This is a genomic window from Imperialibacter sp. (genome assembly GCF_040222385.1).
Taxonomy (GTDB): domain Bacteria; phylum Bacteroidota; class Bacteroidia; order Cytophagales; family Cyclobacteriaceae; genus Imperialibacter.
The window spans coordinates 107,211-119,665 of the sequence record NZ_JAVKDF010000021.1; the positions used below are offsets into that span (position 1 = coordinate 107,211).

General features: G+C 46.1%; 10 protein-coding genes. 7 read left to right on the forward strand and 3 right to left on the reverse strand.

All coding sequences use genetic code 11. From position 1 onward, the window contains the following. Window positions 1-600: 600 nt before the first annotated feature. On the forward strand, window positions 601-1,992 hold the full coding sequence (locus RIG68_RS06710; protein ID WP_152000877.1) for a sodium-dependent transporter: 1,392 nt from the start codon (window positions 601-603) through the stop codon (window positions 1,990-1,992). 16 nt (window positions 1,993-2,008) lie between these two features. On the opposite strand, the gene RIG68_RS06715 is transcribed toward RIG68_RS06710, so the two are convergent. Beyond that, complete coding sequence (locus RIG68_RS06715; protein ID WP_193217979.1) at window positions 2,009-2,776, reverse strand: hypothetical protein; 768 nt, start codon at window positions 2,774-2,776, stop codon at window positions 2,009-2,011. A gap of 102 nt (window positions 2,777-2,878) precedes the next feature. Further along, complete coding sequence (locus RIG68_RS06720; protein ID WP_350120208.1) at window positions 2,879-4,117, reverse strand: ABC transporter permease; 1,239 nt, start codon at window positions 4,115-4,117, stop codon at window positions 2,879-2,881. Window positions 4,118-4,362: 245 nt separating this feature from the next. Here RIG68_RS06720 and RIG68_RS06725 point away from each other — a divergent pair, with 245 nt between their 5' ends. The 6 genes from RIG68_RS06725 (at window position 4,363) to RIG68_RS06750 (ending at window position 11,765) form a co-directional block, all read left to right on the forward strand. Then, window positions 4,363-5,187 carry a tetratricopeptide repeat protein gene (locus RIG68_RS06725; RefSeq protein ID WP_350120211.1) on the forward strand — a complete coding sequence of 275 codons (825 nt, stop codon included), beginning with the start codon at window positions 4,363-4,365 and terminating at the stop codon, window positions 5,185-5,187. 205 nt (window positions 5,188-5,392) lie between these two features. Beyond that, window positions 5,393-6,655, forward strand: coding sequence for an asparagine synthetase B (locus RIG68_RS06730; protein ID WP_317491330.1), 1,263 nt, complete (start codon window positions 5,393-5,395; stop codon window positions 6,653-6,655). Window positions 6,656-6,763: 108 nt separating this feature from the next. After that, window positions 6,764-7,522, forward strand: coding sequence for a sulfite exporter TauE/SafE family protein (locus tag RIG68_RS06735; RefSeq protein WP_152000882.1), 759 nt, complete (start codon window positions 6,764-6,766; stop codon window positions 7,520-7,522). A gap of 129 nt (window positions 7,523-7,651) precedes the next feature. Then, window positions 7,652-8,977, forward strand: a complete 1,326-nt coding sequence (locus RIG68_RS06740) for an MFS transporter (protein ID WP_350120213.1) — start codon at window positions 7,652-7,654, stop codon at window positions 8,975-8,977. Between the two features lie 164 nt (window positions 8,978-9,141). After that, window positions 9,142-9,600, forward strand: a complete 459-nt coding sequence (locus RIG68_RS06745; RefSeq protein WP_350074658.1) for a (2Fe-2S)-binding protein — start codon at window positions 9,142-9,144, stop codon at window positions 9,598-9,600. Window positions 9,601-9,623: 23 nt separating this feature from the next. Next, a complete protein-coding gene (locus tag RIG68_RS06750; RefSeq protein ID WP_350120216.1) occupies window positions 9,624-11,765 on the forward strand; it encodes a xanthine dehydrogenase family protein molybdopterin-binding subunit in 2,142 nt (713 codons plus the stop codon). A gap of 75 nt (window positions 11,766-11,840) precedes the next feature. On the opposite strand, the gene RIG68_RS06755 is transcribed toward RIG68_RS06750, so the two are convergent. Then, on the reverse strand, window positions 11,841-12,443 hold the full coding sequence (locus RIG68_RS06755) for a MiaE family protein (protein WP_350120219.1): 603 nt from the start codon (window positions 12,441-12,443) through the stop codon (window positions 11,841-11,843). Window positions 12,444-12,455: the final 12 nt, after the last annotated feature.

Here is a 12,455-nt window from a genome sequence, read left to right on the forward strand (position 1 = left end):
TACCAATAATATTCATATCAATTTAATTTGGCTGATAATAAATACTTATTTATAAGTAGTCACGTCATTTCCAGTTCGAACGAAATGCAACGCCAGCATTTTTCAAATATAAAAATCGTCCAAGTAGCCTGTTTGTCAATCTCTTTCGAATTAATACACGTGTAAGTGTGGACTACAACCAGTACCTCGTCTCTATTCACTCAGCTAGTTCACCACACCGGAAAAAATTGAATTTTGCCACTTTCAGATGTAAATAATCAGCTTTGGTTACTCACTTTCGCTAAATAATCTCTCCATAAAAACAAATACACTTAAGCTGAAGACAAAAGGAATTACATTGACTTCGCAAAATACCCCATCCCCGATAAATGACTTAGGATGCTAACCTTACATGGGATGAAACTGAACATCCACCAGTCTCTCCACAAAGAGGCGCTCATCCGGGTTAACTAGCTGATATCCAATCATGGATTGTATCTGTTAAATCACTTACACACATCGCATGATTAACCGTAGAAATAATTCTCAGACTGTCGAACGAAGATTTTTCATCGCATTTGATAGATTGCGTGTTGGAAACAAACTTAACCTAACTACCAAATGGCTTCTAGAGGGAATTTCAATAGTAAGATCGGTTTCATTGCGGCAGCAGCTGGTTCGGCTGTTGGTTTGGGCAACATCTGGAAATTCCCATTTGAAGTGGCTGACGGTGGAGGAGCAGCCTTTGTGTTGATGTACCTCGGCTTTTGCTTCATTCTATGTTTTCCGGTGATGGTGACTGAAATTGCCATCGGCCGAAAAACCCAAAAAGACCCAGTTGGAGCATTTGGGGCGCTCGGATTTCCAAAATGGAAGTTTCTTGGGAAAATGGGGGTGCTAGCCGGTGTGCTTATCCTTTCTTTCTATAACGTGGTGGCCGGTTGGGCGTTTGGCTACTTTCTCGAAATGTTAATGGGCAACTTTGCCATCGGAGGGCAGTTTGGAGATTACATCAAAGATGTGGTTAAAATTGGAGCCTACGGTGCCGTGTTCATGTTCTCTACAGCTTTTATCGTTTCAAAAGGTGTGTCTGGTGGCATCGAAAAGGCTTCCAAAATTCTGATGCCTACCCTCCTCATTCTTATTATTTCCCTGGTAGCATACGCCATGACCCTACCACACGCCATGGAGGGGGTTAAGTTTTACCTCGTACCCGACTTTTCCGAAATCAATTTTGAAGTAGTATACAGTGCACTTGGTCAGGCCTTCTTTTCTCTTTCTTTAGGTATGGGAGCACTCATTACCTACGGCAGCTACGTGTCCAAAGAAGAGAACATCATCTCTTCCGCAGCCCTGATCACCCTCACAGATATTTCCGTGGCATTTTTGGCAGGTTTGATGATGTTTCCATTCGTTGCCTACATGAGTGAGGGAAACTTGCACGAGGTCACCGGTGGTCCGGGCCTTATTTTTGCCACACTTCCTGGCGTTTTTGAGTCATTTGGCCCAATTCTCGGCATTGTGGTCGGAGCCTCTTTCTTCCTTTTGCTTTCTTTTGCAGCTCTCACCAGCACCGTATCGCTTCTAGAGGTACCCGTGGCCTATGCAGTAGATGAACTCAAAATAGATAGAAAAAAGGCTGTTTGGCTTATAGCTGCCATCATTTTTATCGTAGGTATCCCATCGCTGATGGCCAATGGCTATTCTTCTTTCTTCTCTTCTTTTATTACTTATATGGGTAACGACAATCCCACCGATTTCATGACGCTGGTGTCGGACATTGCTAATGACAGCCTGCTGCCACTGGGCGGCTGCCTGATTTCGTTTTTCGGTGCCTATGTATGGAAAAAACACAATCTCAATGAAGAAATTGCCCAGGGTTATCCTAACTATCACGGCTCCTTCGTTGAAAAATTCATCAACATCATGGTAAGCTACTTCTGCCCGATTGTGTTGGGTATTATCTTCGTCTTGACTGTTTTGGACAGGTTCTTTGGAATAGCATTGGTTTAGCAAACAGCATCACCAATCACTTCTTAACAAACGACTCCTTAAAACCGTCGAGAATGATGTAATAGTTGCCGGGTTTCAAAAGGCGAAGAGGGATTTCTTTGGCGTTCCCTGTAAGGATTACCTCTTCCTTTTCATTTAAGATTTCAAAAGCAGTTGCCCTCGATAGCGTCATTTTGTCTGACACCACCTTTGGCGTGAAGGTGATGGGCACCTTGTAGTAAACAAACTCAACCTCATCAGAATACAGATAGTTGTTAGCACTCGCCCTGTACTTCACCCGGAATTTATTCGAGCCTTCAGTCAATTCGGGAAAGTATGAATAATCACTGGACGCAAACTGCCCCTGTGAAGGAATTTCGTTTATTTCTATCCAGTCTTCCCCTCCCAGTCTTTCTATAATATAAGATGCTCTTTCTCTCTCTCCTCTGGTGTTCCACTTGATTTCCTCTTCAATGAAAACAATGCTATTAAACCGAAAGGAGCTATGCCAGAAAATGGCCTGCGGGTTCACAATCTTCGGAGAACAAATGGTATCGTGCAGCACTCTTATCGAAACCGGCGTGTATAAGTCGAGTCCTTTGAAGTCAATCTCAAGCGCTGAAAGTTTCAGATTGAGATTCAATGTTCGTCCATTGAGCAATACCTCCCTTACACAAAACTTCTCTACACCCTCAGAGAGTGGGTTTTGAATAAATAAAGATTTGCCCTGGTAAACCCCGGTGATGGCGATCTCCTGCCCCCTTGCAAAAAAGGATAGGAAAATTAGCCCGAAAAAAATCCACAAGCACTTCCAGGTAGTCGATAACATAAATTGTACTTGCACGGAAACAGAATTCTTTAAAAGCAAGAAAGCACAATTTACGAAATTGTTACCACTACATGGCAATTATTCGAATCGAAGAGATTCGATGGGATCAAGCTTCGAGGCTTTGTAGGCTGGAAGGTAGCCGCTGAGTATCCCCACAAACATACCAATAAGTAAGCCTACCATCATCCAAAACCAGGGAATGACGAAACCATTAGCTTCCAGTAATTTAGCAATGAGGTTGCCTACCAGAATACCCAATATAATACCACCTATACCACCCATTTGCGTGATAACTATGGCCTCTATGAGAAACTGCTGCCTGATTTTGGTTGGCGAGGCACCAAGTGCTTTTCGCACGCCTATCTCCCGGGTTCGTTCCGTTACTGAAACCAGCATGATATTCATAAGCCCAATGGAAGCCCCCAAAAGTGTAATGAACCCGATTCCAAAGCCACCTATTCGGAGGTATCCGGTAATCTCTTCAAGGCTCTCTGCCAACGACTGGTTTCTGGCGACATCAAATGAATCGGGCTCACCTAAAGGGTCTCTGCGAATAGATCGCATGAGACCTGTGGCCTGGCCCATCGCATATTCCATTTGGGTAGGGTCGTTGATGGCAACTGTGATAGTATATTGAAGGTTTCGTCGTGGATCCACCCTTCTTGCTGTTTCCAACGGCACCAAAAAATACCGATCCAGCCCACTATCGCCGCCAATATTACCTTGTTTTTCAAGCACTCCAATCACTCTGAACCTGATCCCATAGGCGGTAATGAATTGATTGACGGGATTTTCGTTCTTTTCGAACAAATTACTATACACCTCGTCGCCAATAATGACGACGTTAGCCCCGTTTTGGGCTTCAATTTGAGAAAAATTACGCCCCTGCGACAACTCGCCACCTTCAACGACCAGAATATTGGCATCTCCTCCCACAATTCGCATGTTTGGGTTGGTTACCTTCGACCCTCTGCTCAACTCGGCTACTCCGGTTACCCAGGTAGTGAGAGAGGGGGTGCCATAAGAGTTGTAGAGATCAAGGAACCTTCGGGCCTCACGGTAGTTGATGGCCGGGTATCGTTTCTCTTCCACTCCGCTCGACCGGCGATTATCGTATCGCTTGGTTCTGACATCAAAGGTGTTAGCTCCTAAATCAGATAAGCTATTGTTGATAGACGCCTGGATGCCTTCTATGGCTGTTAGGATACCCACCAGAGATGTAATGCCTATCGCAATGATCATCGCTGTAAGAACTGACCTCAGGGTGTTCGTTTGCACAGCCTTGATACCTTCCCGGATGTTTTCTAAGATGATCATAAGAAATTTAAATTCTTCGCAAATCTAATAAATGTACTGTCAAAACAGTTTCCTAACGCCTTCTATAACTAATGGTGTATCTCTATTAAATGTATTTTGCCGCACGTAAAGCGCACTTCAAAACCCCATTATGAGAAATCATTGACCTCAGAACCGACTACATTTGCCATTCATACCAAGCCCTGTTGTGCGGTCGTCTGCACTTGCATAGCTTTACATTTTGAGAAGCTATCAACATGCAGTTAATGAGTAGGGTTTTATTACTTTTTATTACACTCTTTACGTTTTTTATTCAAGCCAAAGCACAGTTATTGCCCCTGAGCACCGCATCTGACTCCGCTAAACACTATTATTACCTTGGGTGGAAGCAGATCATGGACTATGCCGACTACACAAAAGCTGAGCAGTCTTACCGGAAATCCATAGCATTCGACCCTGAATTTATCTTGGGCCAGAGCCTTGTTGGCAGGATATCACCCGACATTAAGGAGCGCTACGAAATACTTGAAAAGATAAATACAAAAAAACATCTTGCTACAGAAGACGAGCAGCTAGTGGCAGATGTGTCGGTGATGTTGATAGAATTCCTGAACGCCAGGGAAGAAATGGACAGCGCAAAAACGGCAGAAAAGATTGCTATTGCTTTACAGACCGGCTTGAAAAACTTCGGCTTGATTGGCCAAAAATACCCTGAAGAGGTATACTTTATCTCCGAATATTTCGAGATCGTAAACTACTTATACGGGCCAAAAAAAGCACTCGACACTCTCAAGAGCTATAATTCATCGCTTAAGAAACCTGCCCCTTTCCTCATTGGCTACGAGTCAACGCTGGAAGCAGCCCTTGGCAACTATGATAACGCACTCGAACTTGCCTTCAAGCTCAAGAAATGCTTCAAAGACAAGAAAGTACCAAAGCCCTATGTTGTTCTTGGCGATATTTACCTTCAAAAAGGCGACCTGGAAAGTGCTTACAAATATATCAACAAGGCGTTGGAACTTGATCCCGCCAACCGGGCAGTGCAGAGGCTAAAAAAGAGAGCAGAAGTGCTGCAGAAAAATAATTTCTAACGCTATCATGCTTAAAAGAGAATTAACTTTGCCTGAAAACTGTTCCCAGCTTTATTGAAAGTGACCAAATTGCTCAACTTTCCGCCAGGAGGAAACGACTCATTGAATTTAACGTTAGTTCTGTTAGATTTAATGGACAAAGTTGAACTTCAGGAGCAAGAAAGTGGCTCCGATCAGCCGGGTTCAATTTAAAAATTTTGAGTAGATGAAACGCATCATATTTCTCCTGTGTATCTTTCTGTTTATTGGTAGCAAGGCATTCTCGTCTTCTATCCTTATTCCCATGGACAACAGCCAAACGAACCACCTGAAGTCGTACGGTGTGGCCTATTGGGTGCTTTCAAAGGATATTGAGATAGACTGGCTGCTCAATTACCGGGGCGGTAGTTTTATGTTCAAATATTACCAGGCTTTTGAAAATGAGCTGATTATCCGGGGAGTAAGTTATGAGGTAATTTCTGATGCCGAAGCCGGGCAGATACTTGAAGTGATTGCAAGCCCCTCCTCCAATATGGACGCCATGCGGCTGGAAAAATACCCAAAAATTGCCGTTTACTCACCAAAAAGTAAGCTCCCCTGGGACGACGCCGTGACCATGGTACTCTCCTACGCCGAGATTCCCTACGATGTCATTTTTGATGAGGAAATCCTGTACAACGAGCTACCCAAGTATGACTGGCTGCATTTGCATCACGAAGATTTTACAGGCCAGTATGGGAAGTTTTACCGGGCCTATGGCAACTACCCCTGGTACATAGAGCAGCAAAGGGACTATGAAGAAATGGCCAGAAAGCACGGCTTCATGAAGGTATCGCAAATGAAACTGGGCGTGGCGAAAAAAATCAGAGACTTTGTGGGTAGCGGCGGCTTCCTTTTTGCCATGTGCTCGGCTACCGACTCCTACGACATTGCCCTGGCCGCCGAGGGTATCGACATTTGCGAAAGCATGTACGACGGCGACCCGGCAGATCCACGAGCTCAGCAAAAACTCGACTTCAGCAAAACATTTGCATTCGGCGATTTCTTATTGGAACGCCGGCCACTTGAATACGAATACTCAAACATCGACATGCAGCCCAACGAGCGGGGAGTCATTGAAAGAAACGATTACTTCAATTTGTTTGAGTTCAGCGCCAAGTGGGATCCTATTCCCACTATGCTCACCCAAAACCACGAAAGGATCATCAAAGGTTTTATGGGACAAACAACTGCATTTAGAAATGCCACTGTGAAGCCCGATGTGGTTGTGATGGGAGAAAATAAAAGCATCGGTGAAGTGCGATACCTTCATGGCATATTTGGCAAGGGCTTCTACACTTTCTACGGTGGCCACGACCCTGAAGATTACCAACACCTTGTGGGCGACCCCCCTACCGATCTCAATCTACACCCCAATTCCCCTGGCTACCGGCTGATTCTCAACAACATACTTTTTCCTGCTGCAAAAAAGAAAAAACAGAAAACCTGAGTTTTTAAACTCCCTGGTTTAAAAAATTTCGATTATTAATTTGGCCTTGACTAGTTTCACCTTCATTTTTATTGATAGAACCTGATCACCGCCAAACCTCATTCTTAGTTGATAGAACTTTTCTCCTATGAGCTTTCCCACTCTGATTTGTGGATGATACTTTCGGTGTCAGTGCTCATCGGCATGTCCAAAACAGGCGTTCATGGAGCAGGCATGATAGCGGTGCCGCTGCTGGCTGCTGTGTTTGGTGGCAAGCAGTCGAGCGGTTTCCTCCTACCTATTTTGTGCCTTGCTGATATTTTTGGAGTGGTTTACTACCACCGGCATGCTGCGTGGGATCACCTGTGGAAGCTCTTTCCCTGGGCAGCAGCAGGAACCTTGCTCGGCACCTGGGTGGGTAACTACATCGACGACGAGGCCTTCAAGCTCATCATGGCCATCATTATTTTTGTTTCAGTCGGCTTAATGATTTGGCTGGAGAAGAGGAAAAAAAATGAAGAAAAGGTACCTGCTTACTTTTGGTTTGCGGCACTCATGGGGGTCGCAGGTGGATTTACCTCCATGGTTGGCAACCTCGCAGGGTCTGTTATGGCCCTTTACCTGCTCTCCGTGCATTTGCCTAAAAATTCATTCATCGGTACGGCAGCCTGGTTCTTTATGGTTCTCAATTGGTTCAAGCTACCTTTTCACATCTTCAGCTGGCACACCATCACCGTAGACTCATTCCTTTTTGACCTTGTCACCTTACCGGCGATTGGTCTTGGCGCCCTCATCGGAGTGGCCATCATTAAGAAAATTCCTGAGAAGCAGTATCGGTGGTTTATAATAGCAATGACAGTTGTGGCAGCTTTTGGAATGCTGTTATAGAAACGGCTTATCATGGATGCAAACAATTTTTAAGAGTGGCAGTTAAAAGGTGGGAATTCCATTGCAAAAACAATTTTCTGCACGTTATTACCTTCCTGACAACAACCAGGTTAGTAATCAGAGTTTTTTATGGGCAAGCCTACACTCAAATTCTGGCAAATCATCAACATGAATTTTGGCTTTTTCGGGCTCCAGTACAGCTTCGGACTACAGCAAGCCAACATGAGCCCCATTTACTCATACTTGTGGGCTGAAGAAAGTGAGCTCCCCCTCCTGTGGCTGGCAGGCCCTATGACCGGGCTCATCGTTCAGCCCATCATCGGAGCCATAAGCGACAAAACCATCACTAAATGGGGCCGCCGGACTCCGTATTTTCTCATAGGCGCTATATTCTGTAGTCTTAGTCTGCTCGTGATGCCGTACAGCAGCACCGTATGGATGGCAGCGAGCGTGCTTTGGATCCTAGATGCGGCTAACAATGTCACTCAGGAGCCCTACCGGGCGTTTGTTAGCGACAAACTGCCGAAGGAGCAGCATTCCCTTGGCTTTTTAACCCAAAGTGCCTTCACAGGTCTTGGACAAACCCTCTCGTACCTCACCCCCACCCTACTTATTTTTTTCGGTGTCAGCGAACTTGCAAAAAATGAAAGCGGTATCCCTGTCACAACAATCATCGCTTTCATGATTGGCGCTGTGGTGTCCATAGGCTCTATCCTGTGGACGTTGAAAACCACGAAAGAAATCCCTATTTCGGAGGAAGAAAAGGCCCACATCAGAAGCCAACCCAAGGGCATAGGCTCGACCATTGCTGAAATTGCGACGGCTTTCAAAGAAATGCCTCTCACGATGAAGCAGATGCTGCCCATGATGCTGTTTAGCTGGTATGCGATGTTCATTTACTGGCAGTACATAGCCAAGTCGCTATCAAAATCGCTTTTTGGCACAACTGATGTGCTTGACCCTGGCTTCAGAAAAGCTGACCTGCTGGTGGGGCAAATTGGGGCGTTTTACAATTTCATTGCCTTTTTTGCGGCTTTCGGGTTAGCTATGCTGGCACAAAAATATGGCCCAAAGTGGATTCACGGCGCATGTGTGTTTCTGGCCGGTGCTGGCTTGCTCGTGATTCCGGAGCTAAACACTCCTGGCATGGTCTTCATTCCTATCATTGGTATGGGGCTATCCTGGGCAAGCATGATGGGAAACCCCTATGTCATGCTTGCAGGCAGTATTCCGCCGGAAAGAACGGGCGTATATATGGGCATTTTCAACATGTTTATCGTCATTCCTATGTTGCTCGAAACGTTCACAATACCAATGTACTACTCATCGTGGCTTGGCAATAGTCCGGTAAATGCTATCAGGCTGGCTGGCACGCTGTTAATACTTGCAGCTATTTCGGTTGCTTTTATCAAACTAAAAAGACCAGACCAAAGCGATTTACACACAGGAAAGTGAAGAACGCTCATAGCTTAGTGCACGGCTTTATGATTTCGTAAGTGACTGGATAGCATGGTATTCGAAACACTTTACAACTGCATTTTTCCAGCCATCCCAGACGTCTATGAAATCTGATCAATTATTGGTACTTTGAAAGTATTCAGTAAATCAACTCTTACATTATGGCCCAGTTTAATCTAAAAGTTAATGGAAAAGAACACCAGGTTGATGTAGATGCGGACACCCCACTGCTTTGGGTGCTACGTGACAACCTCGATTTGGTAGGCACCAAATTTGGCTGTGGAATAGCCATGTGTGGTGCATGCACGGTTCACGTTGATGGTGATGCTATCCGCTCTTGCTCGATGCCAATTTCAACGCTGGGAGACAAGTCTGTGGTGACCATCGAAGGCTTATCTGCCGATGCCTCTCACCCGCTTCAGAACGCCTGGAGAGAGCACGACGTACCCCAGTGTGGTTATTGTCAGGCAGGTCAGATCATGAATGCCGCAGCCCTGCTGTCGAAAAATGCCTCTCCAACGGACGAGGAAATAGAAAGCGCCATGAATGGCAACATTTGCCGTTGTGCTACTTACAACCGTATCAAGGCAGCCATCAAGACGGCTTCCGCAAGCGTTTAAGTCTATTCCAAAAATCCGAAATCATGACTTTAATAAAAACATCATACAACAGAAGATCCTTTCTGAAAGTGTCAGCGGCTGGTAGTGGTGGCTTAGTGATAGGCTTCAACTGGCTGGTATCGTGCAGTCCCAGCGCTGAAACTGCGATAAAAGGAGCGCCTAAAGAGTGGTTCAATGTAAATGCTTATCTCAAGATAGGCGAGAACGGCCTCGTTACCATCATGTCGCCAAACCCGGAAGTAGGCCAAAACATCAAAACTTCAATGCCGATGATAGTGGCTGAAGAGCTGGATGTGGCCTGGAAAGACGTCGTTGTTGAGCAAGCCCCGCTCGACACCGAGAAGTTTGTGAGACAAGTGGCTGGCGGCAGTCAGTCGCTGAGAAGTTCATGGAAAGGGCTGAGAATGGCGGGAGCTACGGCCAGAAAGATGCTGATGGAAGCGGCGGCCAAACAGTGGCAAGTAGATGCCTCAACCCTGACTACTTCTGAGGGAGTCATCAAAAACGCAAAAGGTGAAACACTCACCTATGGACAAATAGCCTCCGCTGCTGCATCCGTAACCGTGCCTGAAGAGGTGGAGTTGAAAGACCCATCTGCCTTCAAAATCATTGGCACCGACACCAAAAACGTTGACATAGAAAAAATCATTACCGGCAAGCCACAGTATGGCATGGATCTGAAGAAAGAAGGAATGAAAGTGGCGGTTGTACTTCGCCCACCTTCCTTCGGTGCCAAACTAAAGTCGTTCGATGACAGCGAAACCAGAAAAGTGTCTGGGGTGTCCGATGTTATCCAATTTGGCAACAAAGTGGCCGTACTTGGCAATACAACCTGGGCAGCTATGAAAGGCAAGAAAGCACTGAAAGCTGAGTGGGAACAAGAAACACCTGCCGAGAGCACGGAATATCATGACAAGCAAATGATGGCCTTGCTGGGCACAAAAAATGGAGAGCCCAGAAGAAACGATGGCGATGTGGACGCCGCCTTCAAAACCGCAGACAAAGTAATTGAGAAAACTTTCGAAGGCCCTTTTCTGCCGCACAATCCCATGGAGCCCATGAATTTCTACGGACATGTGACGGCAGCCAAGGTTGATCTCATTGGCCCTATACAAACACCCGAGAGAACAAGACGCCAGGTGTCTGAGCTACTAGGACGGCCCGAAACGGAAATCTTCATCGACATGACCCGTATGGGCGGCGGTTTCGGTCGCAGGCTTTATGGTGATTTTGTGCTGGAAGTAGCCGAAATTTCAAAACTATCGAACACGCCCATCAAGCTGGTGTACACAAGAGAAGACGACATGACAGCGGGCATTTATCGCCCGGCTTCCAAATACAAATTCAAAGCCGGCGTAAAAGACGGCAAGCTGGTGGCATACCATTTAGTTGGCACCGGCATCAACGGTAACGGCTGGACTCGTGAAAACTGGTTTCCAGCTGGATCCATTCCTAACTACAGGGTGGAGTCGTATGGACAGGACAGCAACATTACCACAGGCGCCTGGCGTGCACCCATCACCAACTTCCTGGCTTATGCCGAACAAAGCTTTATCGACGAAGTGGCTGAGGAAATGGGAGTTGATGCTGTGCAATTGAGGCTTGATTTACTCGAAAAAGCTAAGAGTGACCCTGTGGGTACGGTAGACTATGAGCCAGAGAAAATGATTGGCGCCATAAAACTTGCTGCCGAAAAGGCCAACTGGTCGGCTACTGAAGATGGAGTGAGCAAGGGCTTTAGCGCTTATTACTCACACAACTCCTATGTGGCGATGGTGGCGGAGGTTGTCAACAAAAAAGGCCAGCCGAGCACCAGAAAAGTAACCTGCGCTGTTGATTGCGGGATAGTGATCAACCCAATAGCCGCCAAAAATCAGATTGAAGGTGGCATCATCGACGGCATCGGGCACGCTATGTATGGCGACATGACCTTTGTGAATGGTGCGCCACAGGCAAGCAACTTCAACAACTACAGACTGATCAGAATGGGAGAAGCGCCTCCGGTTATTGAATGTCACTTTGTGAAAAACACGAATGACCCCACAGGTCTCGGCGAACCATCGTTGCCACCGGCAGGAGGTGCGCTGGCCAATGCTATGTACAAAGCTACCGGACAGCGTTTCTATAAGCAGCCATTTATGCAACAGCAGATAAAACTTGGGTAGTTTCAATTCTGCATTAACAAAAAAGGTTTAGGGGAGACTCCTAAACCTTTTTTTGTTTTATATATTCCTGGATCGTCAATGCATCCTGTCTCCTCTCACAGCAAGCGATTTCATTATTGCGGCCTCAGCTTCTAAGAACTCGTTCCATCTAACTTTCACATAATCCTTTGGCATGTATTCTTCCGCCAGCTCAATGAAATTATGATAGTGGCCAGCTTCTGAAACCATCAATTCATAATAGAACTTTTTCAACTCTTCATCCGCAATATGCTTATGCAGCAGTTTGAACCTCTCGCAGCTTCGGGCTTCAATCAGCGCATTCAGCAGCAGCTTTTCCACGAGCTGCTGGTTGCGGGATCCTCCCTTTCTCACTACCTCATTAAGCCTGGCCACATACTCGTCCTTCCGTTGCCTCCCTAACCCAAAGCCCCTCTTTTTAAGTTGTTCTACTACCCTTTCAAAGTGGCTCCATTCCTCCGCCACTACTGGTACCAACATTTCCAACAGCTTTTCTCTTTCCGGGTAGAGCATAATGAGCGAAATGCACGAAGAAGCTGCCTTTTGTTCGCAATAAGCGTGGTCAACAAGAATGTCCTCAATCTGCATACTGGCGATATCTGTCCAGCGGGGATCGGTGGGCAGCTCCAGGCCAAGCGTCGTTTTATTTTTTGCTTCCATTGAGGCTATTAT